Below are 23,997 nucleotides of genomic sequence, written 5' to 3' on the forward strand. Positions count from 1 at the left end.
GATTCTAAGAATAATGCAAACCAGTATACAGGCTGAAACCGCTCGTCGGCGAACGTTCGCCATCATAAGTCACCCGGATGCCGGGAAAACAACGCTGACTGAAAAACTCCTCCTGTTTGGTGGAGCTATTCAAACGGCCGGGGCTGTTAAATCGAATAAGATTAAGAAATCGGCAACGTCCGATTTTATGGAAATCGAGAAGCAACGGGGAATTTCCGTAGCTACCTCGGTTATGACATTCGAGTACGACAATCTGAAGATTAATATCCTCGATACACCCGGTCACAAGGATTTTGCGGAAGATACCTACCGGACGCTTACAGCCGTTGATAGCGTAATTCTGGTTATCGACTGTGTGAAGGGGGTAGAGGAACAGACTGAGCGACTGATGGAAGTGTGCCGCATGCGCGATTCGCCGGTTATTATTTTCATCAACAAACTTGACCGCGAAGGGCGTAATCCATTCGACTTGCTCGATGAGCTGGAAGAGAAATTGAACATCCGGGTACGACCAATGACCTGGCCTGTTAACATGGGTTCAGACTTTAAGGGAGTATATAGCCTCATCGAGAAAAAGTTATATTTCTTTAAGGTTAATAAAACCAAAGTCGAAGAAGATGTACTGGCCATTGACCTGGCCGATGATCTGCTCGATCAAAAAGTAGGCGCTCGTGATGCCGCTCAACTTCGCGAAGATGTTGAACTGATTGATGGCGTATACGATTCGTTTGATCGGCAAGCCTATTTAGATGGGAAATTAGCTCCCGTATTTTTCGGCTCGGCGGTGAATAATTTTGGTGTAAAGGAGTTGCTTGAAGGATTCTGCGACATCTCGCCAGAACCCATTGCCCGCCCAACTGATAAGCGGGAAGTATTTCCTGATGAGAAAAGTTTTAGCGGCTTTGTTTTTAAAATTCACGCGAACCTTGATCCCCGCCACCGCGACCGGATTGCCTTCCTGCGGATTTGCTCAGGGGTGTTCGAACGGAATAAGTTTTATCACCATACCCGTCTGGATAAGAACGTACGTTTTGCTAGCCCATTCAGCTTTATGGCCGATAGTAAGAGCGTTGTTGAAGAAGGTTTTCCGGGTGATGTGGTTGGCTTATATGATACCGGTACGTTCAAAATTGGGGATACGCTAACGGAAGGAGAGGACTTGCAGTTCCAGGGTATTCCGAGCTTCTCACCCGAAATCTTCAAGGAGCTTGTCAACCTCGATCCAATGAAATCGAAACAGCTTGACAAGGGTATTCAACAGTTGACCGATGAGGGGGTGGCGCAATTATTTACACTCGAGCTGGGTAATCGGAAAATCGTTGGTACGGTGGGCGAGCTTCAGTTTGAGGTAATTCAGTACCGGCTTGAAAATGAATATGGTGCCAAATGCCGTTGGGTGCCGCTGAACTATACTAAGGCTTGTTGGATAACGGCCGAAAATCCAGTGAAACTCGCTGAGTTCATTCGGTTGAAAGGAAACCAGATTGCCTACGACAAAGACCAGAACCCTGTATTTCTGGCCGAATCGGACTGGATGCTCCGTATGAACCAGCAGAACAATCCTGACATTCAGTTTCACCTCACCTCTGAATTTAAAGTGGCTGTCTAGAGCGTCCGCTTACATAAATTCTTCATTTCAAAAAAACTCATTGCGAGTGAGTGGGTTAGTAGGTGTATTACTCACGTTAAAAAACGAACGATACGCATGACACACTCACTCGCAACCCTTGCTTTGGCTTTGTTACTTGGCGGAACTGCCGTAGCACAAGAAAAGCAGCCCAAACGCTCTTCGCGGGCAAAGTCAGCTTCTGGTACTGTTTCACCAACTGATGCTGCACGCTCAAATCCATCGGCGGCTAATACACATGATGGAACTAATGGTGCTTCTACCGGAGCCGGAACTGGCCTGACAAATGACCAGGCTCAGGCGTCGCAAAACCCGACAAATGGACCAACTAAACTAGATGCGTCCAGTAGTGTCCGGACGGGGGCTACTTCAGTAAAGGGTAAAAAAAGAATTCCCAAAACCAATAATTAGCCACCAATTAAGGAGCAACTGGAAGGTGTGTTTTAATAAAACTTTAATAACATTCTGGAAATGGAGTGGTTCTAAAAGCACAGTTAAACCACTAAAACCAGATAGACTAATGAAAAAACTAATGATTGCTGCCGTTGCGGTGCTGCTGATGTCAAGTGTTGCTTTCGCACAGGATGACATGAAAAAGGATCAGAAGAAAATGAAGCATGATGCCAAAGCGATGAAGCATGACGCTAAAAAGTCAGGTAACGACATGATGGCTGACTCGGCTAAAAGCATGAAAAAGAATGCCAAAATGATGAAAAAGCAATCAAGTTAGCATCTAGACTGTTCCTTGTATATAAAAAGCCTCTTGCACTCAGGAGGCTTTTTCCGTACGTAGAAACGAGAGTGAATTACGAGATAAGACCGTCAATGATGGGGCTAAATTCCATTTTATTATAAGTAGTTAGATGCCAGGTTGGCTATTTTTTAACTGTATCCTAACTTTTTAGAAGGAAGTTAGTTCACAGTAGTAACTACACAGAGTTTCACTTAACTATCAATTATTATGAAAAATCTAATGGTTGTCGCTGCTGCTTACTTATTCTCTAGTGCTTCATTTGCTCAGGATAAGCCAAAGAAGGAAGTTAAAATGGAAATGAAAGAAATGAAACACGATGCTAAAGTGGCAAAGAAGGAAGCTAAAATGGAAGGCGATCACATGAAAGCGGATGCTGCCAAAGACTTGAAACATGATGCTAAAATGATGAAAAAAGACGCAAAAAAGCTGCCAAACAGATAGATAATTACTTAATGTAGAAAAAAGGCTTAGTACTAGACATCTCCAGCTCGCGTTGGTCAGCAGTAACACGAGCGGGTCTGGGGCTTGTGGTCCATCTTGACGGCAAACCGCCAGGAACATATAGACCCGCTCACCCAACAGAAACGAATGACTCACCACCCGCCCTCGCAAGGCCCGTTTGAGCAGACTGCCATCACTCTTACCTGCCTGACTAATAGCGGCTTTGTAATCGTCTTTGGGTAGGCGAATAATAAACCTGAACTCTATTGTTTCCAAAAAAGCGAACCAGTCCTGCCCAATATACTCCCGGTCTGCCAACAAACACATGCCGTGCAAAGGGTAGAGTTTGGCTGCCATTTGCAATAGGCATTTGCGTTCCTGTTGGCTGGAATGACCCGCTCCAGCGGCCCGGTTTTTTGCCCAGATCAACCCAACAAAGTGGCAAACTCACGCCCCGACAGAACAGGCTCAACACCAGTAGTTGAATTTGCATCTGTCCAAAGGCCCAAGTGCTCCCGTCCAGCGTTAGCTATAAGCTCATTGAGCGGCCATCCCATCGGCGTATATAATTGATAAGCCAAATCATCAGCCACTTCCACAGATGCCTTTTATCCACTGATTCGGCAAAGCAACGAGTTAATCGGCGGTAATGAGAATCAGCCGGGCCATCGGAGCCATAGGGTTTGGACGTTACCCGCCAAACAGCCAACATGATTCTTAATTTTATTGAGATTGACAGTCTCCTTTAAGAGTATGCCACAAGCCACAATAACTAGCTTTTTGACCAACACTAGACGCAGAAGTGGGTCAAGTTGCTTACTTTTGTCCAAAGCGAGGCATAGAGTTTAGGTAAGTTCTTCACACAACAAACCAACAACTCAGTCTCGCTTTTTCCTATTTAAATCCCCTTATGCCCAGCACTGAGTAGCTAGGATTTGATATTTACCCACATCCATGAGAACCAGGCAGTTCTGGCTTTCTTTACCTCGCTAAGTTTCATTATTGATGGTCTGGCTATCATGCGAATTTACGCCCGGATTTTTCTTGGCCCTTACCAGAAGTCGATGTACCAAATGGCCTATCGGTCTTATTGAAATCAAAGGGCAGTAAGCAGTTACCTACCAACAAAATGGATCAGTTTGAAATTGGCTCAAACGGAATCAGGGACTTGATCCCGTTTACAGAAGCCTGGAAGAACTATCAATTAGCTGGTTCAATTTTAACCTGTTCGTCAAGAGGGTACGCGGTTTCGGCTACCTTCTCCGAACGGTAGGGGATAGGTAAGGTTATCCAGAACTTAGTCCCTTTTCCTACAACGGATTCAACTTTAATATTGCCTTTGTGCAGTTCGATGATACGCTTGGTGAGGGCCAGGCCAATACCGTGGCCCTTAACCGTCATGGTTGTTTCGGAACGGTAGAAGGGTTCGAAAATATGTGGTAAATCAGATTCCGGAATCCCATAGCCCTGATCTGTAAAGGTGAGTTGCACATACCCACTCTCAAACGAAATTCTGACTGATACACTCTCGTCTGGTGAATATTTACAACCATTCTCCATCAGATTCTGAAACGCCGTCTGAAGGAGTGATTCCTCACCATTGATCACCAGCTCTTCTTCCTGATTGGGCAAATTATCAAAATCAATGTCAATCTGATACTCTGGCTTGGTGTGCGTAATCTGGCTCTGGGCCTGCCATAATAACTCATCAATTCGTAGGGGTTGATGGTTGAGCATGACAGCGTCGGAACTGGCTCGAGCCAGCTCAAGAAGACCATTGACGAGCCGGATCATACTTTTTACTTCGTCCAGAAGAGCGTCGAAGGCAGATTCATACTCATCCGTTGAGCGAGCCAGCAAGCGGGTAACTTCAATCTGGCCCATCATAACGGTCAACGGAGTACGTAACTCATGGGAAGCGTGGGAAACGAAGCTCTTTTGCAATACAAATGCTTCTTCCAGCCGACTTAGAAGATCATTAAATGTGCGCGCTAAATCGGCCAGTTCGTCCCGTTGCCGTCCCACACGTAACCGCTCGTGGATGTTCTTGGCGGATATGGCATTTACCTGACCAATCAATTCGGCTACGGGCCTAAGCGCATCTGTGGCAAACAAATACCCTGCAATGCCAACGATGACGAGGCTCAATAGCCAGCCAGAAAACAGAATCTCTCGGAGCCTATCGAGCTTACTTAACCCATACCGGTCATTACCAGACGCCACAATTATCAGCGATTCTCCCCGCGAGTTGAGGTGTCGAACGCCAACGGCTTCCAAATCGCCCAGGCGACTGTATTGGGGCTGATGAAGGGTGATTTTACTGAGAAAGTTTGGTGTAACCGGGAAATGCGGCCGTTGATTACCCTGATTGTATAAAACGATACCCTTGGCATTATAAACCGTAACCTGTTCATTAACTAGAATGGGCAGGTCGGCCTGGGGGACTTCGCCTACATCTTCTCGAAGCCGTACTGTTGTAAATGCTTTTTCTTCGAGTCGCTGTTCAAACTCCTGCTGCCTGAACTGGTCATACAGGTAATAAACGGAAACCGTAAAGAGCAGCATGATCGAAGCGACCAGCAACACAAACAGCAGTGTTAAGCGAGTACGGATATTCATAGAAAAAGGAGTAAAGGGAGGAGAGGGAGAATGGAGGAAAGGAAAAAGAGAAGATCAACTGCATATCCCCTTTTCCTTTTCCCTTTCCTCCATTCTCCCTTTACTCCTCTTTTAACATATACCCCATCCCAATCACGGTGTGAATGAGTTTTTTGGGGAAATCTTTGTCAATTTTTTTTCGAAGGAAATTTACGTATACATCAATTACATTGGTTCCCGTATCGAAGTGAATATCCCAAACCTTCTCCGCAATGTCGACGCGTGACACAACGCGGCCCCGGTTGCGCATAAGGTATTCAAGTAAACCAAATTCTTTGGCTGTCAGCTCGATTCGTTTATCGCTTCGACGAGCTATTTTTTCATTAAGATCCAGTTCAAGGTCGGCTACTTTTAATACGTTAGCCTGCATACCGGCTTCGCTACTTCGTTTGGTAAGGGCGCGTAGCCGAGCCATCAGCTCCCGAAATTCGAACGGTTTAACTAAATAATCATCGGCACCCGCTTCAAAACCAGTTAGCTTATCATCAACGGAGCCCATGGCCGTCAGCATAAGTACAGGGGTTCGGTTCTTCTCCTGTCGAATAGCCTGTACCACATCGAAACCGTTCATCTTAGGCAGGTTTATGTCCATAATAATCACATCATAGAGATTATTAAGAGCCATTGTTCGCCCAACTTGACCGTCGAAAGCCACATCTACTTCGCAGGATTGTTCTTCCAGCCCTTTCCGTACAAACGAGGCTAATTTGGGCTCGTCCTCCACCACCAGAATTTTCATATCGGCAACATACATAGCTCTTGTCTGATTTAAAAACGGCAGAATAAATTAAAAGTTTTTAATCTCAGTTAAGCCTTCTGGACGTTGTACCAAATGGGCTCAACTACTTGATGGCTCAAGGTCGACCGATGGCATTAAAAGGGATTGAAAACAGCATTAAAAGAGCGTTAAAGCAAGTTGCTAACTTGGTGAGGGCCAAAAAAATAAAACAAAAAAGCCGCTCCGAAAATCGGGGCGGCTTTCCGCTTCTATCCACACCATTTCAAGATCGACAACCGGGCGGCCGCCGGATCTTGATGTTCAACCTTCCCTTTGTAAAGGATTGTTATGCGAAACTACGCAATTTCTTTCACACAGCACAAAAAAGCAATTTTTATTTGGGCTGGAGTATACTGCAAATGTTAAAATTTATTTCATTAAAAACGAAAATCATCGGCTAAAATTACCTAACGTATATAAAAACGGCTAAATCTTAATTATCATCTAATTTCTGCCGGTAAAAGGCATAGAAAATTAGCGGGAAAATGAACAAGGTTAGCAAGGTCGCCGTGATTAATCCACCAATAACAACGATGGCTAATGGCTTGGCCGTTTCGGAGCCTATACCGTGCGAAACGGCTGCTGGAATTAGACCAATGCCTGCCATCATGGCTGTCATCACTACAGGTCGAATACGCGAGATAACCCCTTCCCGGATAGCGTCGTTGAGCAGTAAACTGTTACGCAGGTTCTTCTTAAAAACCGAGATCAAAATTACACCATTTTGAATACAAATTCCAAACAGGGCGATGAATCCGATACCTGCCGAGATGCTGAAGTTAACATGGGTAATCAACAAGGCCGCAATGCCACCAATAATAGCGAATGGTACGTTGAACAGCACAAGACCCGCATCTTTAACGTTGCCAAACAAGACAAACAGAATAAAGAAAATAGCCAGTAAACTAATGGGTACTACCTGGGCTAAACGAGCCGTAGCCCGCTGCTGGTTCTCAAAATCACCTGCCCACTTAACCGTATAGCCAGATGGCAGTTTTACGTGTTCGAGCACCTTCTGTTGGGCTTCGGCAACAGCACTCCCCATATCACGGCCCCGAACGGAGAACTTTACGGCTCCATAACGCTGGCTGGCTTCACGGAAAATCAGTACTGGGCCCATTTGGGTGTACACATTCGCGATTTCCTTAATCGGAATCATGCTTCCAGTTTCTGTTGGAACCATTAACTGGCTGATTTGTTGTTCGTTAGATCGAAAGGGTTGGTCGTAACGAATTCGTAGATCGAACTTCCGTTCGCCTTCATAAATCTGCGTGGCGGCTTTACCACCAATGGCCATTTCAATTACGGCTTCTGCATCTGCTTTATTGACGCCGTATAAAGCTAGTTTTCGTTCATCTAATTCGATCCTCATTTCGGGTTGGCCCGTAGTACGAATAACACCCAAGTCTTCAATACCCTGTACGGTGGCTAATTGCTTCTGAATCTCCCCCGCTTTAGTCTCCAGAACCGTTTGATCAGGGCCGTATATTTTAACGGCAATAGAGCCTTTTACCCCTGAAACAGCCTCTTCAACGTTATCCATAATGGGTTGTGAAAAGTTGAAGTTCACGCCAGGAAAAACGGCTAGTTTTTCCTGCATCTTATCAATTAACTCCTCCTTGGTGAGTTTACTTTTCCAATCGTCCTGTGGGTAAATGTCCACCAGGAATTCGATATTGTAGAAGCCAGTCGGGTCAGTGCCATCATTCGGTCGCCCTGTCTGAGAAATAACCCCTTTCACTTCGGGAAACTGATCGAAAATATGACGCATTTGTACGGTTTGCTTTACCGATTCAGGTAACGAAATACTCATGGGCATCGTGGCCCGTACATAGATTGACCCTTCGTTCAATTCGGGTAAAAACTCCGTGCCCAATAAGCTAAATCCTGATAATCCAACAGCCACAATAATTGCCGTAACGAGCAAGCTCATTTTTTTGTGAGCGAACGTAAAGCCAAATGCCTGGGTAGCGTATTTGGTCACGACGTTAACGAACGGATTGTGTTTCTCGCGGACATTCTTCTTGAGCAGAATACTGGCCAACACGGGTACAAGTGTCAATGTGAAAATTAACGCGCCAAGCAGCGCAAACCCCAATGTCCAGGCTAAGGGTGAAAACATTTTACCTTCTACTTTCTGGAACGAGAATATAGGGACCAAACAAGTGATGATAATTAGTTTGGAGAAGAAAATAGCCTTGCCCATTTCCGTTCCCGTTTTTCGAAGAATTCCCAATTTGGCCAGCTTATTGAATTTCGCCATCCCTTCTTTATGAGCCATCTCATCGAGTGTCACGAAAATTCCCTCCACCATCACCACCGCGCCATCGACAATGATACCGAAGTCAATAGCACCCATTGATAGCAGGTTAGCCGACATGCCCTTAAGTCGCAGACAGATAAAGGCAAACAGTAAGGCTAGCGGGATAACAATAGATACGGTGACCGTGGTACGCCAGTCGGCCATAAAAATAAAGACAATGACCGTTACGAAAATAATGCCTTCGATCAGGTTGTGCGTGACCGTATGCGTTGCGAAATTAATGAGCGTTTCGCGGTTGTAGAACGTGTTGATCTGAACATCAGACGGTAAGATGTTGTTGTTCAGATCGTTGATTTTGTCTTTTACCCGTTCAATTACTTCGCTGGGATTTTCTCCCTTACGCATCACGACGATACACTCGACAACATCATCTTTTCGATCCCGACCAGCTTGTCCAAGTCGGGGTAAGGCCGATTCGGAAACCTGCGCTACGTTGCGCACCATAATGGGAGTGCCCTTAATGTTCCTGATCGTAATATTCTGAATATCCTGTTGATTTCGTAGTAAGCCAATGCCGCGAACTACATAAGCCTCAGAGTTTTTCTCAATAACATCACCCCCTACGTTCACATTGGAGTTGGCTACCGCCTGGTACAACTGAAGTGGAGTGATATTATAGTCCATCAATCGGCGAGGATCTACCGAAATCTCATAGGTTTTGACTTCGCCCCCGAAACTAACAACATCAGCTACGCCCGGTACACTTTTCAACTGGCGGTCAATCACCCAATCCTGAATGGTTTTCAGTTCGCGGGCTGTACGGGTTGGAGATTGAAGCGTATATCGGAAAATCTCACCAGTCGGCCCATAAGGAGGCTGTACATCGGGTCGTATGCCTTCGGGTAGTTCGACTCCACTTAGCAGGTTATTAACCTGCTGGCGGGCAAAAGCATCATCTACACCATCATCAAACAGAACTTTTATAACTGACAGGCCAAACAGGGACGTCGAACGAATATCGGTTCGTTTTTGAACGGAGTTCAGGCCAATCTCAATGGGAATAGTGACAAATTTTTCAACTTCCTCCGCCGATCGACCTGGCCATTGGGTGATGAGCGTAATTTGTGTATTGGTAACATCAGGAAAGGCTTCTATGGGTGTATTCTGATAACTTATGACACCCGCTACAACAGATAGTGCTGTCAGGAAAAAAATGAAAAACTTGTTCTTAAGCGAGAAAGACAAGATACTCTTTATGAACTTATTCATGCCGGTGGCGGAACTGCGCAGATAATGGTACAGCGGCAAAAGTCCTTTTTGCGACTTAAATTAGGCTTAATCTGTTGTTAAAAGTGGGTTAAAACATGGGGCCATGAATAGGATTAATTTTATACGACCCACCCGCAATTGTATAATCATTCCAACGGGCATAAATGTGACCTTTGTTGGGTAAATTCTGTTATCCTAAAAACGAACTCAGAACAATTAAACGAATGGAAACCTTAAAATTCAAAACCAATATTAAATGTGGCGGCTGCATCGCTGCGGTTACTCCCTTTTTAAACGAAGCGGTTGGCGAAGGACACTGGCAGGTTGATACGCAAGCTCCTGATAAAATACTGACTGCCGAGGCCAGCAATGCCGCAGTTGTTAAGCAGGCAATTGAAAAAGCGGGCTATAAAGCAGAGCCGCTGAACTAACAGCCAGCTATAACCATGACAACCAACCCAATTAAGACAAGCCCAGGAAACGACATAGTCAGGAACGCTGAAATTCGGAAAACCTTTCCGGTACTGGAAATGAGCTGTGCCGCCTGTGCGGTCAGCGTCGAATCAATTCTGAAAAGTACGCCAGGGGTTAGCGATGCGGGGGTAAACTACGCCAATCAATCTGCCTGGGTACAGTTCGATCCAAAGGCCGTTACCGTGGTTGACCTGCAAAACGCGGTTCGTGCTATTGGATATGATATCGTTATCGAGTCGGAAGACCCGACCCAGGCCGATCCACAGCTGGTGCAGGCAGAAGCTCAGCAACGACACTATAAACAGCTAAAGCAACGGACAATCTGGGCTTTGGTTCTGTCGCTGCCAATTGTTGTGATCGGTATGTTTTTCATGGATCAGCCCAACGGTGTGAAGTGGACTTCTTACGCCAATTACCTGATAATGTTCCTGTCGGCAGCCGTAGTGTTTGGCTTAGGACGTTCATTTTTTGTCAATGCCTGGAAGCAGGCTCTTCATGCACGCGCAAACATGGACACGTTAGTGGCGCTCAGCACGGGTATTGCGTTTTTGTTCAGTGCATTCAATACGGTTTATCCTGAATTCTGGCATCACCGTGGCCAGCACCCGCATGTGTATTTTGAAGCGGCCTCGGTAGTGGTTGCCTTTATTTTGTTGGGAAAAGTACTTGAGGAACGGGCTAAATCAACGACTTCTTCAGCCATCAAAAAACTGATGGGTTTGCAACCCAAAACGGTTCGTTTAGTTGAGGGTGATACCGAACGGGAGGTGCCAATTTCGTCAGTGCAGGTTGGTCAGCTACTGGTCGTTCGCCCTGGTGAGAAAATTCCGGTTGATGGTCGGGTTGAGTTGGGGCAGTCGTATGTCGATGAAAGTATGATAAGCGGAGAGCCTCTGCCGGTTGAAAAACTGGCAGGTACAACCGTTTTTGCCGGAACGATTAACCAGAAAGGGAGTTTCCGGTTTCGGGCCGAAAAAGTAGGTGCCGACACGCTCCTGGCGCAAATCATTCGCATGGTGCAGGATGCCCAAGGGAGCAAGGCCCCCGTGCAACAGCTGGTTGATCGGATTGCAGGCATCTTCGTTCCGGTAGTTCTTGGCATTGCGCTCTTGACATTTGTGGTCTGGATGGTATTTGGACAGTACCTGGCTCCTGAAGCCGATCCGTTTACAACGGCCCTGCTGACCTCTGTAACGGTACTGGTCATCGCCTGTCCCTGTGCATTGGGATTGGCAACACCAACCGCTATTATGGTGGGTATTGGCAAGGGAGCTGAACATAATATCCTGATTAAAGATGCCGAGAGCCTCGAAGTCGCCCATCGGGTAAATGCCCTTATCTTAGATAAAACGGGTACCATTACTGAGGGTAAACCCGTCGTAACCGATTTATATTGGACAGCTTCTGAAGATGAACTTCCTGTGCTTCAGCGCGTATTATATACGTTGGAATCACTGTCGGAGCATCCACTCGCGGAGGCTGTCACACTGAAGCTGACCGATACGAAATCAGTACTAGTAGATTCTTTTGAAAGTGTAACGGGGCGAGGTGTGAAGGCCCACTACCAAAGTGAAACGTATTTTGTTGGTAATCAGAGTCTGCTGGAAGAGAACCAAATTGAATTGTCTGAAACACAAATTCAACAGGCTTCTAAACTACAGAGCCAGGTTAAAACGGTTGTGTTTTTTGCAAAGCGTAGCGTTGATGAGAAGCAAGCAGAAGTGTTAGCCACAATTGCAATAGCCGATCCTATTAAGCCTGGTTCGAAGAAGGCGATTGATACCTTACAAAGTCGGGGTATTGACGTATATATGTTGACGGGCGATAATGCCCAAACGGCCGCTTCTATAGCGAAGCAGGTAGGAGTGGACCACTATAATGCCAACATGATGCCTGCCGATAAAGCCAGTTTTGTGAACGAGTTACAAACTACAGGAAAGATAGTCGCCATGGTTGGTGATGGCATTAACGACTCGCAGGCAATGGCTCAGGCCGATGTAAGTATTGCCATGGGTAAAGGTTCAGACATTGCGATGGACGTAGCCCGTATGACGCTGATTACATCCGATTTGAACAGTATACCTAAAGCCCTGCAATTGTCGAAACAAACCGTCCGGGTTATTCGGCAGAATTTGTTCTGGGCTTTTATCTACAATATTATCGGTATTCCTATTGCTGCTGGCCTACTGTATCCTTCGTTTGGATTCTTATTAAATCCGATGATAGCCGGAGCCGCTATGGCATTGAGTTCGGTATCAGTTGTAAGTAATAGCCTGCGGCTGCGGGGTATGAAACTCTGATTTTAGATTAACCTTGTAAAGAAAAAAGGTAATTGTTAAGGTAGCCCACTTGAAGCCACCATTTAGAACGCAACTAGTGTAGCCAGGTTATAGGCATAGCCTGTCAGGGCAGTTATTCGACAATATGAGGCATAACCCTACCTGACTTAATTATTTCTCTATTAAACTTATTTACTTCAAAATTATTATTCATCCTTAAAACTTTTTCAGGAACTTTCCTGTCTATTTTTTCTTGAACTATTTCTGGGACTGGAGCACTGTTAAGCACTTCTAAATGGTAATTTGTGATATTCTTTAGAGCAATTTTTAAATTATATTTATTTTCAACAGTTGAACATTTACAATCGTCATTTAAAGGAGAGTTTAAGAAAGTCTCAATAGGTATTGTTTTGGATATTTTATAGCCTTTAACTCTTACATTAATCTCATTTCCAATAAATGTTGTAAAAGACTCAATTCTCTGGCAGTCATTGCCATCTTCTTTTTTTCCATCGCAAGTCTTCTGATTTTTTGACGTAGCCCTTACATTAATACTAGTTGTATTAATGGATTCCCCAACAATACCAATAGGTGTTTCATTTAAATACACAATGCCACCCGAAATTGGTTGAATAGCGGATTCATCAAATGCTGTAATTTTGAATTTTTTGCCATCATTCTCAAAGGTAGATAAGAGGTATAATGCTTCTTTTGTAATTGGTTTTTGAATTTTTTTTGTAAATATTAAGAATTTATTTTCTGATATTTCAGTGACACCGCCAATTATCTTTATTTTTCCTGTTTTGTTTTCAAGACTTTTAAAGTCTGAAGCTTTCCACTCAAATTGTGTATCACCCTGAGAGTTATTCTCTTTACTGCCCATTTTTTTTAAAACTTCATTAGTTGAGTCATCAATAAAAAATAAATCAACTTTCCCTTTATACCCTCTATAATCCCAGAAAATTATGATTGGTTGATCAGTGAAACAGGTATCAGCCGTTGGTGCTTTAATAATTAATTTTGGTTTAGGTATAAGGTAAAAATATACCAAAGTACTCATAATGGCTATTATTATTCCTAACATTAAAACCCCCAAACGTGCTTGTCTTGACATGTAAGTGTATTCAATTAAATGGATGCATGAATTATTTACATTAATAAATTCTAATTTTGGGTTTAATCAAGTCCAGTTTAAATTAGGATCAGGATTAGGGCATTTAGTTATTAACTTACAATTCATAGCTGCTAAATAAAAGTTTTCATCTACCTTGTTAGTTGATTGTTTTTTTGAGAATTTGTTGAAAACCCAATCCAAGGGTTTTCCAAGACCTTCTAAAGCATCTTCAATAAAGGATTTTCTAATCTGTTTCGAAAATCTTTTGATGAAAATTACATCTTTTATGTAAGTAGGGATTGTGCCCGTAAACTTTTCGCCAGATACAATTTCGTCGCTAAAGTTAGGGCTCATTTTCCAGAATCTAGATTCAAAAACTTGCGGAATAAGCCATATTCGTTCAATATTAAGCCTAATATAACTGATCTCAAAGAGTTCAACGTCCTTGGCATAATTTGTTAGGTCTTCCATCATCTCATCAAAAGGGTTCTTTAATAGGACTGAAGTGATTGAATCATGTGTAAATGATTTTTTTTGCCACTTCTCCTCCTGATTGAGCTCATCAAAATCAACATAGAAAGTAGCAAAGCAAGAACCTGCACTTTTTAAATCGGCATTTAACGATAAGAATTCACTAAATTTGCCTTTCCATTTAGACCACAAAGAGCTGTATGATAATATATTGTCAGCTATTTGTGTGTCAATAAATTCTTCTATTTCGATCTTAAACCCTTCATTAATCCATTTTCTTTGAGTTTCTTCTATAGCTGAAATCAGTTTTGGCATGAACTCTTGTTTCCAGATTTTGTCATCTTTGTTCTCGCTATATGCTTTATTGTAGGCTGTCAATTGGTCATATAGTTCATTTCGTATAGGTTTATAAAATTCCTCATACTTCTTTTTTAGATTATCAGGCATACATTCCCCTACCTTTTTTCCACCTTCTTTGTCTTTAGCTAATATTGCTTTATTGAATAGTAAGCTATAATTTTCCCACATCAAACTATCATGAATCTCAAATATTTTGCGCGTTGGTATTTGGTGGATTAATCTTGAAAAATCAGAGGTTCTATTCAAAGTACCAATAGTTGCTGCGGGGTTTATTAAATCGGCAATGTGCTTTTTGTCATATACTTCAAATGGAGTTGGCCCAATCAGATGACTTAAAAAAGTGTCATCTGATTGGTAAATGGTTTCTAAAATACAAGCGATTAAGGTTCTGTCAATTTCTTCCATTTGAGCTGAATTTTAGTAGTGTTTATTGTACTAGTTATCAAACTTAGCATTAGGAGAGGGGTTAGGGGTTTTTCCAACTTTTCTATTTATAAACCCAATTAATTGCATGCCTTCACAGCTAAATCCTGAGCCTGTGTCTTGGGCTTTAAAATCATGAGTCTCTTCATTTTTCTTGTAAGAACCCCCTAAGTTAAAAGGCCCCCATCCTACATTACCACCAGCATTAATAGATTTTTTTAATGAACTACTTTCCCACGAAGACTTGTCAAATTCTACAACCAAATCTTTTACGAAAATAGCGTGCGTCGAATAGGCGATAAAGTTGCCAATTGGAGGATTACCTCCATCTGACAATTGACAACTACCAAACTGCCAAGTTCCAGGCTCTAAGTTCCATCCTCCGCATGAAAATAATTCTGAGCCAAACCAGGGCCTAAGGATTTTAACCATGGCAATTTTAAAAGACATTTTATAGGTTGATGATTGAAAAGATTGGTTTTCTTTCTCGTTTTGAACACCCGCATTTGCCCCAAATCTCCACAATCCTAAATTAAGACTAGCGCTACCACCCCAGGCATTTGAGCTTTTGCTCGAATGCGTTTCACATTCAGATTCATGGAAATTAAAAGCGGGCCAATCTGGGTTATTAACAAAACTAGAAGGGTATAAAAAACTAGGGCAAAATTTCTGACCTGTTGTTGGATCTAAATTATTTGAAGCTATATTAAAGATATCTTTTAAATGAGAAAACCAAATAGACATACTTCGATTAGTAACTTGGGAAATATATGTTTCCATATCATTTACTGTTGATTTATATCCATTAGCCTCCCACTCATCGTTTGCACTATTTACATTAGCTAATAGAATTGGACCATTTAACATGAAATTTAAGACTGCTTCTGAATTTGCAGCAGTCAATGCCGATATTCTAGCATTATTGTACAGATATAATGCGTCGTTATAGGCTTTTTCGTATTGATTATAGAGTTGTTTAACCGGCCCATACTCAATACGATAGCTTTTCTTTGTATCATCTACTAAATCCGGAACCTCTATCGTTTTAGACAGAAGGTTTCTGAATTTTTCTATCTTTATTCTTTCTGATTCAGTCGGTTCAAGGTTTGATATTTTGGCGAATTGTAGTATGTTTTCATATATTTTGGATAACCTTTCTTGACTATTTCTGTCAAGAGTCTGACCTTGATCTGTTTTATAAATAGCAGTTGGATCTGGTACTAAGTCTATGAACATCGAAAAAAGGGCAGCATTTTTAATTAAACTTCTTGTTTCTTCACCAGTTGATCCTGACAAGCCTTTTGTTAGAAAATTAAAATCTTCGCTTGTGAATGGAATTCCTGGCGTACACCATGAAATGAAATTATTGATATTCGCTTGCGTGTTTTCATCTCCACCTGTAATTATTTCATTTAATTTACCTAATGTTCCTTTCATTAGGTTTTCTGTATCAAAAAGTGCCATAATTGTAATTAGTTAGGGGTTTATAAAATTTAGATATCAATAGTGCATCATTTGCACTTTATACCGACTATCACCAGCCAACGATTCGTATTTGGCTGTAAATGTTTCAAATAATTCATCTTGCGTAAAGCCACCGTCTGGGTTAATAATAGATAGATAGATTTTTGATGGCGTACTTTCGCCATCTATACCTATAATTATACGCGCATGTCTGAGAAAATTTATTGAATCAGGGGTTTCATCATCAATGACTAGTAATGGCCCATAATTCTGCAATAATTGTAAGATGCTCTCTGGTGTTTCACACCTAGGCCAATTAAATTTCATGCCGGTTGCGGTTGCAAAATCTTCATTTCTATCTGGCATTAATGATAAATTATTGTCAAATAAATATCGAAAATCACAACCAAGGTTATCTATTGCAGTTTCAATCGAATATGATACTTGATCTCGCCAAGAAACCATCATCGTTCCAACTGCTGCCCAGCATGTACTGTCTGAGGGTTGTGCTATTTCTGGCATTTCACCAGCTATAGTAAAGTACATTGTTTCTGCCATAGTTTAGAATTATTAAGTTAAGTTTTAGGTTAAATCCACTCTAAATCGGCACTATAAATACACCTTTTTTTATAATGCCTATAAAAATGCAAGGTCACTAAACTAAAACAGTTTAATGCTTAAAGTGAAGTAGTTCAATTTAATTTGTATATTATTTATTGAATAGTGTAAAATAACATATGTATTAAATGATTTCCTATATTAATTTAGCGAAATGAGTTAACGGTAGTTATAGCCCAGACAAGCGTATAACGTATAGGTGATTAACCGCATTTAAGAGCCTGTTTGGGGATCAACAGAAGCACTGGCAGCGCTAGCAGTGATATCTGTTTAGCGATTATCAATGTGAAAATGAGGGCGCTTTCCAGTTGCAGAATCGAGAATTAATTTGTGCCAAAGCCTATTTCTCTCTTCAATGGGGAGGGTATGTGCTGATCTTAAGCCACTTTTCAACTAATTATTTGTTCAAGATACATTACAAGCTTTTTCCTAAGTGGCTGAATGCTTGGTTTTTAAGGCTAAGCGGTGATCGCTATTTGACCGCTTTTTAAGTTTAGGTTGGGGTTTCTCCCGTCATACAAAGAGCTGTTGACGAGCTTTATCTGAATGTATCTGGCGATTACACCCTAAACAATCAAAGTGGTTTCTAATACACTACTTATTTAGGGAATTGGTCAGTTCGATTGCTCTTCCTAAATCAACGCAGAGCTTGGTGCTACTAGTCAAACGCGGTGTAGTAAAAGCACTACTACTTGGGTAAAATGGTTTCCATCGAAACCTCTACTATTACCAGAATTCGCTTTTTACTTTGACTGGTTACTTTTAGTCGGCATCAGATCATCTTATAGCTGAACTAAATATAATTTCCTAATACACCCCTTTGTTTCGAGACCATAAAAAAGCTTATTAACGAAAATGCCCTACCAGAATCTGGTAGGGCATTTTTTGTGAATCTATTAGTGTAAATAGTTGGCAATATGCCGGATCTATTTGGCAGAAACTGTTCCACGAAGTGCACGTGGAATTTCGATGCTAGCTACTGGGTTTGACGCCTGCTCAAGCACTTCAACGTTTTTTACCGAGATCTGACCAACCCGAACAGATTTGCCCAGTTCAAGGCCCGATACATCTACATCAATGAAATCAGGAATGTTTTCGACATTACCTTTCACGCGCAGTTTCCGAACGCGCGTTACCAGTTTACCACCTTTTTGTACGCCTGGAGCTGTACCAATCAACCGAACAGGAACAGCAATTTTAACAGGCTTTTTATCCGTCACCAGCAGGAAGTCGGCGTGCATAAGCACGTCACTAACTGGATGGAATTGGGTTTCCTGAAGAATAGCCCGGTACTCAGCGCCTTCAATATTAAGCGCTACTTCAAAAATATTGGGCGTGTAAACTAAGTCGCGGAATAGAATCGCTGGCGCATAAAAATGCACCTGCTCATTACCACCGTATAACACACACGGAACATTGCCCTCGGCCCGAATCGCTTGTGATTCCGTGCGGCCGAGATTCGCTCGTTGATACCCTACAATCTCGATTTTTTTCATGACAAAAATTATTTAGTGAATAAATGATTGACTGATTGAGTGATTGAATAGTCTTGCGTCAGCTATTCAATCACTCAATCACTCAATCAGTCAATATTTTATAAACAGTGAACTAATAGATTCATGGTCTCGAATACGGCCAATGGCTTTGGCAAATAACTCCGCCACCGACAATACTCTGATTTTTTCGTTGGTCTGCTTTAAAGGCAGGGTGTCAGATACTACCAACTCATCCAACACAGAATTCGCAATGTTTTCGTGCGCTTTACCCGACATGATTGGGTGCGTACAAACGGCGCGTACGGATTGAGCGCCTTTGTCCATAATAATTTGGGCCGCTTTCGCCATGGTGCCCCCCGTGTCAATCAAATCATCGACCAGCACGACGTTGGCGCCTTCAACATCGCCAATGACTTGCATAGAGGCAATTTCATTGGCTCGTTTACGGTGCTTATCACACAGCACGATATCGGCATTGAAGTGTTTCGCGAACACGCGGGCTCGGTTGGCACCCCCTACATCCGGTGAGGCAATTACCAGATTATCTAAATTCAGGCTTTTGATATAGGGTACGAAAACCGACGTACCTTCCAGGTGGTCGACTGGAAAGTCGAAAAAGCCCTGAATTTGTCCGGCGTGCAAGTCAAGCGTCATCAGACGATCAGCTTTCGAAGCGGCCAGCATGTTCGCTACTAATTTAGCGGCAATCGACACGCGGGGTTTGTCTTTCCGGTCCTGCCGGGCGTACCCGAAATAAGGAATGACAACCGTAACGTAGTGGGCTGATGCTCGACGGGCGGCATCGACCATCAGCAACAGTTCCAGCAGATTATCGGCGGGTGGGGGAGTGGACTGAATCAAAAACACATCACAACCCCGTACGGACTCCTCAAAACTAGGCGACATTTCACCATCGCTAAACCGTCGGCAAGTATACCCGCCTAAGTCTTTTCCGTAATAATGTGCAATTTTTTCAGCTAAGTAAGTAGACTGACTCCCCGAAAAAATCTTAACTGGATTAAACGATGCCATTGTGTGCCAGACAAATTTCCCGCAAAGGTACGGAAAAAATGGGCAGAATGGGAGAAGGGGTTGAAGTTTCTTTACTGAGGGAGATTGATGAAGGTCTTATACCGTGTAATTCTCATAGTCAACCTCCTCTGGGCGCGCGACAGCAATAGTTTGAACGCCATCAAATTTTGGGTGAATGTTAACCGCATCCCGAAACCGCTGGTCGATGATAATAGCTATCTTCCTGTTAGAAAGTAAAATGGCTTTTAGGTGCCAGTAATCTTTATCCAAACGCAGACATTTCTGCTCAAGCTTTTTAGGAAAGCTTAGGGCTTTCAACTGTTCATTGGAGATCATGACAATGCGTTCGTCTTTTGTTAGACGAGCAATGATACTCAGAATACTTTGCCCGTAATTACCTCGATTGCTATCGTGGTATTCTTTTAGTAGTTTTTGTGAAAGCACTAAGTGCCCTTCACTATAGAGCCACTGGATGAGTTTTTCGTACTGTGGGTCGGCAGGATTTTTGAAATTCTTAGCGACGTTATTATCAACAAATAAATCTTTTATCATCCGATGGCGTGCATTGCAATATCCATTACGTCCATTTCATAAGTATCGAAAAAGCCCTGCGGTGCGCCTTTTACAGCTCCTTTTGTAGTAAACTCTACGTCATGTACGGTACTTTTTATTCCGTCATTTTCAAAGTAAAGTACACATACATCTTCCGGTTTCAATTCGCCGGTAACTAATAAAAGACGAATGCGATTGAGTAGATATTCACTGTGTGTTTCTACGATGTACTGCTTTTTCGTTTGATTTATTTTATTGGCTAAATAATTACCGAATTGCGCTTGAATTTTAGGGTGAAGATGGATTTCAGGTTGGGAAATAGCAAGGCACGAGTATTGGGATAATTGTAAATCAGCCACAATGATTGGTAAAAATTGACTTACTCCGAAACCAACATCGGTTAATGAAGCAAAGCTGGCATTTTTATTAATCTTAACATTCAGATCAAAACGCCCCCCTTTCAATTTACTAGTTTGAAGAGCGTTTAGAAGCTCTAAATCTTGAAGTGATTCAACCAACATATCGAACTCTTGAGAATTAGCTTCTTCCCATTCCACGATCTGGTCAATGTAGCCAGACCCTTCAGTGGATACCCTGCCTGGTTTTGGTTTTTGGTAATATGTTCTTAAAGGAGCTTCTCTAAAAGCGCCAATATAATTAAAGCTGGCACCCACAAATTTTTGATAGTATTCATTGTTTAGAAGCTCATTAATGTCTCCTTTCCAATTATACCCATATCTAAGTTCTTCTAAAGATTCATATTTATAATTCTCAGTATTATAAATACCGTCCTTGGGGATTGTTAAAAGCGATGTTTGTAAACTATAACTTTCTTTTCCTAAATCATGAATTTCGACAGAATTACCTACTAAGTCACTTAGGGAAATATGGTCAAGCGTTGGTAATGAATTGTTTGGGTTAATTTTCCACTCTGTCTTGGTATATCTTTTGTCTTCTCCACCTATAAAAGGATTAAATCCGTTGTTGTCATAATCCCAAGTAGTGTTTAGATTGATATTGATATTTTTTTTTGTTGATCCCCACTGAACCATCTCCTCAAAGCTTCCCATATTCACATACTTCCCATTGGGTGAGAGATAAAATGGAAACTGTTCCGTCTGTAACACCGCCAAAATCGCATTGATCAATGAACTCTTGCCACTGCTATTCGCACCTGTTAGCAACGTAATCGGCGCGAATTTTACGTCGAGTTCTTCGAAGCACTTGAAGTTTTTGAGCGAGAGTGAGTCAATCAGCATGGGTTTTTGTCTGCAAAGTCAATTATGTAATCGGTAATATACGGGCGAGAAGGGATTTTTGTCAATCGTAATTAGTGCGCTTGTCAAAGATGATGATTAAGCCGCAAACGCCAGTGCCTCGCGTATATCATCGGCTTCTAAGTATGGGTAGGCTTCTAAAATTTTCGCTGTCGAATACCCGACCGAAACAAGACCCAAGATAGTTCCGACTGTAACCCGCATCCCGCGGATGCAAGGCTTGCCTCCCATAACCTCTGGGTCTAATGTAATACGCGTGAATTGGTGCATGCTTGTTGCTGATTATACTATAAACCTATCGCCGAAAGTTAGCCATTTTCGGGGATTTTCGGCGTAAACGCTATCTTTGCGGTATCAGTAACTGATTATGACAGAGCAGAAAATTTCCCCGGCTACTACTTTACAAGACATTATCGCCCACGCCAAAGAATATGGCTTCGTATTCCCATCCTCCGAAATCTACGATGGCCTACAGGCTGTGTATGACTATGGGCAGAATGGCGTTGAACTCAAAAATAACCTCAAAACGCTGTGGTGGAAGGCCATGACGCAACTCCACGACAATGTTGTGGGCATTGATGCGTCGATCTTCATGCACCCACTGACGTGGAAAGCGTCGGGTCACGTGGATTCGTTCAACGATCCGATGATCGACAACAAGGATTCCAAGAAACGCTACCGTGCCGACCAACTCCTGGAATTGAAAGCCGAAGACTATGCCAACGCGGGCAACGAAGCTAAAAGTACCGCCCTGTTGCAGGAAATGGGTCGTTTGCTCGGCGAAAACGATCTCGAAGGGGTACGGAATTTAATCATTGCCGAAGGCATTAAAGATCCTGTTTCCGGTACGGATAACTGGACCGAAGTGCGTCAGTTTAACCTGATGTTTTCGACGCAAGTTGGTTCGTTAGCTGAAGACGCTAGCCTGATTTACCTGCGTCCCGAAACGGCACAGGGGATTTTCGTTAACTTCCTGAATGTGCAGAAAACGGGCCGGATGAAGATTCCGTTTGGAATTGCTCAGATCGGGAAAGCATTCCGGAACGAGATCGTTGCCCGTCAGTTTACGTTCCGGATGCGCGAGTTTGAGCAGATGGAAATGCAGTTTTTTGTTCGCCCCGGCACCGAAATGAAGTGGTACGAAACCTGGCGTGATGCCCGGATGAAGTTCCATCAGGCGGTTGGTTTACCCGCCGAAAAACTCAAATTCCACATCCACGAGAAACTGGCTCACTACGCCAATGCCGCTGTGGATATCGAGTATCAATTTCCGTTTGGCTTTCGCGAAATGGAAGGTATTCACTCCCGCACCGATTTCGATCTGAAAGCCCATCAGGAACTGAGCCGTAAAAAACAGCAGTACTTCGACAACGACATCGACGAAGCAACGGGTAAGCCGTACGGTAACTACATTCCTTATGTAGTTGAAACATCTGTAGGGGCCGACCGTTTGTTTCTGGCCGTATTCTGCAATGCCTTTACGAAAGAAACAGTAGGTGAGGGCGATCAACAGAAAGAGCGCACATACTTGAAACTGCACCCCGCCCTGGCTCCTGTGAAAGCCGCTGTGTTCCCACTGGTTCGTAAAGATGGTTTGCCCGAAAAAGCAGAGGAAATCGTGAAGAGCCTCCGTTCGGAGTTCCGGGTGGTGTATGAAGAGCGGGATGCTATTGGTAAGCGCTACACCCGGCAGGATTTAATTGGTACACCCTTCTGTATTGCGGTCGATTACCAAACGCTGGAAGACGATACCGTGACAATTCGTTACCGCGACACAACCGAGCAAATTCGCATTCCGGTCAGTGAACTGAAAGCCAAAATTGGGCAAGAGGTTTCGATGGAACGGGTTTTAGAGAAAATGTAAAAGTCAATTCATACACATAGAAATGCCCCAGGGAGCAATCCCTGGGGCATTTCTATGTGTTGTAAAAGCTTATTAGGCTCCAATTAATCGAATCTGAGGAAGATAATGATGGAATCGTTCATCGGCAGAAATGACCGTCAGGTTCTCGGCAAAAGCAGTTGCTAGAATAAGTCGATCAAAAGGGTCACGATGGTCGGCTAACAAAGGGATGGAATTGTACGCTGTAATGTGAACGTTTTTAAGGAATAACAATTGAAACCCGTCCTGATATAATTGATTTATAAGCGCATCAGTAGGTAGCATAAACTCAGGAAGCTTGCCAATTTTCTGCTTGATAGCAATTTCAAACAGGCTAATCTGACTTATCCAGATAGTATTTTCTTCCAGAATTGTTCTAACCGATGATCTTATTTTGCTGGGACTAATAATACTCCAAATCAAAACCTGCGTGTCGGCTAAATACTCCATTACATGTACTCGTTAAGATCATCGAGAGGTTCATTAAAGTTCTCCGGAATCTGATATTGCCCCTCCAGACTTCCTAGTTTAACTCCTTTTTGCGGTTTTGTAGGTGAACCTGTTTCCTGATCTTCCAGAAACAAAATAACTACCTTGGATTTCTTAACCTTCGGCGGGGATTCTGTCAGCGTAAACTGGCCGTCTTCGTAAATTCCATTTATTGCAGTGTACATAACAATTGGAATAGTTAGCGGAAAAACTCTGCTTAAGTTAACGCATTTGAACTAACCTCCGTTCTGGCTACATTAAATTTAGGCCAGAACG

Annotated in this window: 23 protein-coding genes; 8 read left to right on the forward strand and 15 right to left on the reverse strand. The window is 42.8% G+C overall.

From position 1 onward, the window contains the following. Positions 1 to 13 precede the first annotated feature (13 nt). From ACYVGO_RS18935 to ACYVGO_RS18950, 4 genes are all read left to right on the forward strand, one after another. On the forward strand, positions 14 to 1,609 hold the full coding sequence (locus ACYVGO_RS18935; RefSeq protein WP_460970580.1) for a peptide chain release factor 3: 1,596 nt from the start codon (positions 14 to 16) through the stop codon (positions 1,607 to 1,609). A gap of 96 nt (positions 1,610 to 1,705) precedes the next feature. Further along, positions 1,706 to 2,038, forward strand: coding sequence for a hypothetical protein (locus ACYVGO_RS18940; RefSeq protein ID WP_460970581.1), 333 nt, complete (start codon positions 1,706 to 1,708; stop codon positions 2,036 to 2,038). Between the two features lie 109 nt (positions 2,039 to 2,147). Then, the gene (locus ACYVGO_RS18945; protein ID WP_460970582.1) at positions 2,148 to 2,357 is read left to right on the forward strand and encodes a hypothetical protein; all 210 of its coding nucleotides are present in this window, start codon (positions 2,148 to 2,150) and stop codon (positions 2,355 to 2,357) included. A 231-nt stretch (positions 2,358 to 2,588) separates the two neighbouring features. Next, positions 2,589 to 2,822 (forward strand): hypothetical protein, encoded by a 234-nt coding sequence (locus ACYVGO_RS18950; protein WP_460970583.1) that lies wholly within the window; start codon positions 2,589 to 2,591, stop codon positions 2,820 to 2,822. A gap of 211 nt (positions 2,823 to 3,033) precedes the next feature. On the opposite strand, the gene ACYVGO_RS18955 is transcribed toward ACYVGO_RS18950, so the two are convergent. The 3 genes from ACYVGO_RS18955 to ACYVGO_RS18965 all read right to left on the reverse strand — a co-directional run bounded on the left by ACYVGO_RS18955 (position 3,034) and on the right by ACYVGO_RS18965 (position 6,219). Continuing rightward, on the reverse strand, positions 3,034 to 3,315 hold the full coding sequence (locus ACYVGO_RS18955; protein WP_460970584.1) for a hypothetical protein: 282 nt from the start codon (positions 3,313 to 3,315) through the stop codon (positions 3,034 to 3,036). 707 nt (positions 3,316 to 4,022) lie between these two features. Beyond that, complete coding sequence (locus tag ACYVGO_RS18960) at positions 4,023 to 5,441, reverse strand: sensor histidine kinase (RefSeq protein WP_460970585.1); 1,419 nt, start codon at positions 5,439 to 5,441, stop codon at positions 4,023 to 4,025. A gap of 100 nt (positions 5,442 to 5,541) precedes the next feature. Continuing rightward, the gene (locus ACYVGO_RS18965; protein WP_198174813.1) at positions 5,542 to 6,219 is read right to left on the reverse strand and encodes a response regulator; all 678 of its coding nucleotides are present in this window, start codon (positions 6,217 to 6,219) and stop codon (positions 5,542 to 5,544) included. Between the two features lie 110 nt (positions 6,220 to 6,329). On the opposite strand from ACYVGO_RS18965, the gene ACYVGO_RS18970 reads away from it, so the two are divergent. Continuing rightward, entirely contained in the window at positions 6,330 to 6,659 is a 330-nt protein-coding gene (locus tag ACYVGO_RS18970) for a hypothetical protein (protein WP_460970586.1), read from the forward strand. A gap of 32 nt (positions 6,660 to 6,691) precedes the next feature. Here the strand turns inward: ACYVGO_RS18970 and ACYVGO_RS18975 are convergent, their stop codons facing one another. After that, positions 6,692 to 9,790, reverse strand: coding sequence for an efflux RND transporter permease subunit (locus tag ACYVGO_RS18975; RefSeq protein WP_142773459.1), 3,099 nt, complete (start codon positions 9,788 to 9,790; stop codon positions 6,692 to 6,694). Between the two features lie 224 nt (positions 9,791 to 10,014). Here ACYVGO_RS18975 and ACYVGO_RS18980 point away from each other — a divergent pair, with 224 nt between their 5' ends. Both ACYVGO_RS18980 and ACYVGO_RS18985 read left to right on the forward strand, forming a co-directional pair. Next, positions 10,015 to 10,221, forward strand: a complete 207-nt coding sequence (locus tag ACYVGO_RS18980) for a heavy-metal-associated domain-containing protein (RefSeq protein ID WP_142773458.1) — start codon at positions 10,015 to 10,017, stop codon at positions 10,219 to 10,221. 15 nt (positions 10,222 to 10,236) lie between these two features. Then, positions 10,237 to 12,564, forward strand: a complete 2,328-nt coding sequence (locus tag ACYVGO_RS18985; protein WP_460970587.1) for a heavy metal translocating P-type ATPase — start codon at positions 10,237 to 10,239, stop codon at positions 12,562 to 12,564. Positions 12,565 to 12,676: 112 nt separating this feature from the next. Here the strand turns inward: ACYVGO_RS18985 and ACYVGO_RS18990 are convergent, their stop codons facing one another. The 9 genes from ACYVGO_RS18990 to ACYVGO_RS19030 all read right to left on the reverse strand — a co-directional run bounded on the left by ACYVGO_RS18990 (position 12,677) and on the right by ACYVGO_RS19030 (position 21,620). After that, positions 12,677 to 13,657, reverse strand: coding sequence for a hypothetical protein (locus ACYVGO_RS18990; protein WP_460970588.1), 981 nt, complete (start codon positions 13,655 to 13,657; stop codon positions 12,677 to 12,679). 66 nt (positions 13,658 to 13,723) lie between these two features. Continuing rightward, positions 13,724 to 14,893: a hypothetical protein gene (locus tag ACYVGO_RS18995; RefSeq protein ID WP_460970589.1), complete on the reverse strand. Its 1,170-nt coding sequence runs from the start codon at positions 14,891 to 14,893 to the stop codon at positions 13,724 to 13,726. A 30-nt stretch (positions 14,894 to 14,923) separates the two neighbouring features. Further along, positions 14,924 to 16,375, reverse strand: coding sequence for a hypothetical protein (locus ACYVGO_RS19000; RefSeq protein ID WP_460970590.1), 1,452 nt, complete (start codon positions 16,373 to 16,375; stop codon positions 14,924 to 14,926). A 36-nt stretch (positions 16,376 to 16,411) separates the two neighbouring features. Next, entirely contained in the window at positions 16,412 to 16,933 is a 522-nt protein-coding gene (locus ACYVGO_RS19005; protein WP_460970591.1) for a papain-like cysteine protease family protein, read from the reverse strand. A 986-nt stretch (positions 16,934 to 17,919) separates the two neighbouring features. Continuing rightward, a complete protein-coding gene (locus tag ACYVGO_RS19010) occupies positions 17,920 to 18,489 on the reverse strand; it encodes a 50S ribosomal protein L25/general stress protein Ctc (RefSeq protein ID WP_460970592.1) in 570 nt (189 codons plus the stop codon). 90 nt (positions 18,490 to 18,579) lie between these two features. Beyond that, the gene (locus ACYVGO_RS19015) at positions 18,580 to 19,521 is read right to left on the reverse strand and encodes a ribose-phosphate pyrophosphokinase (protein WP_142773451.1); all 942 of its coding nucleotides are present in this window, start codon (positions 19,519 to 19,521) and stop codon (positions 18,580 to 18,582) included. Between the two features lie 96 nt (positions 19,522 to 19,617). Next, complete coding sequence (locus ACYVGO_RS19020; RefSeq protein ID WP_460970593.1) at positions 19,618 to 20,073, reverse strand: hypothetical protein; 456 nt, start codon at positions 20,071 to 20,073, stop codon at positions 19,618 to 19,620. Beyond that, positions 20,070 to 21,332, reverse strand: coding sequence for an AAA family ATPase (locus ACYVGO_RS19025; RefSeq protein ID WP_460970594.1), 1,263 nt, complete (start codon positions 21,330 to 21,332; stop codon positions 20,070 to 20,072). The genes ACYVGO_RS19020 and ACYVGO_RS19025 overlap by 4 nt, the downstream gene beginning before the upstream one ends. 96 nt (positions 21,333 to 21,428) lie before the next feature. Further along, the gene (locus ACYVGO_RS19030) at positions 21,429 to 21,620 is read right to left on the reverse strand and encodes a DUF433 domain-containing protein (protein WP_460970595.1); all 192 of its coding nucleotides are present in this window, start codon (positions 21,618 to 21,620) and stop codon (positions 21,429 to 21,431) included. A 97-nt stretch (positions 21,621 to 21,717) separates the two neighbouring features. On the opposite strand from ACYVGO_RS19030, the gene ACYVGO_RS19035 reads away from it, so the two are divergent. Then, positions 21,718 to 23,214: a glycine--tRNA ligase gene (locus ACYVGO_RS19035; RefSeq protein ID WP_460970596.1), complete on the forward strand. Its 1,497-nt coding sequence runs from the start codon at positions 21,718 to 21,720 to the stop codon at positions 23,212 to 23,214. Positions 23,215 to 23,286: 72 nt separating this feature from the next. Here ACYVGO_RS19035 and ACYVGO_RS19040 read toward each other — a convergent pair whose 3' ends face one another. Together ACYVGO_RS19040 and ACYVGO_RS19045 are read right to left on the reverse strand one after the other, a co-directional pair. Next, complete coding sequence (locus tag ACYVGO_RS19040; protein WP_460970597.1) at positions 23,287 to 23,682, reverse strand: type II toxin-antitoxin system VapC family toxin; 396 nt, start codon at positions 23,680 to 23,682, stop codon at positions 23,287 to 23,289. Further along, positions 23,682 to 23,906 carry a hypothetical protein gene (locus tag ACYVGO_RS19045; RefSeq protein ID WP_460970598.1) on the reverse strand — a complete coding sequence of 75 codons (225 nt, stop codon included), beginning with the start codon at positions 23,904 to 23,906 and terminating at the stop codon, positions 23,682 to 23,684. Before ACYVGO_RS19045 ends, ACYVGO_RS19040 begins: the two co-directional genes overlap by 1 nt. Between the last annotated feature and the right edge of the window lie 91 nt (positions 23,907 to 23,997).

This window comes from Spirosoma migulaei (assembly GCF_054776855.1).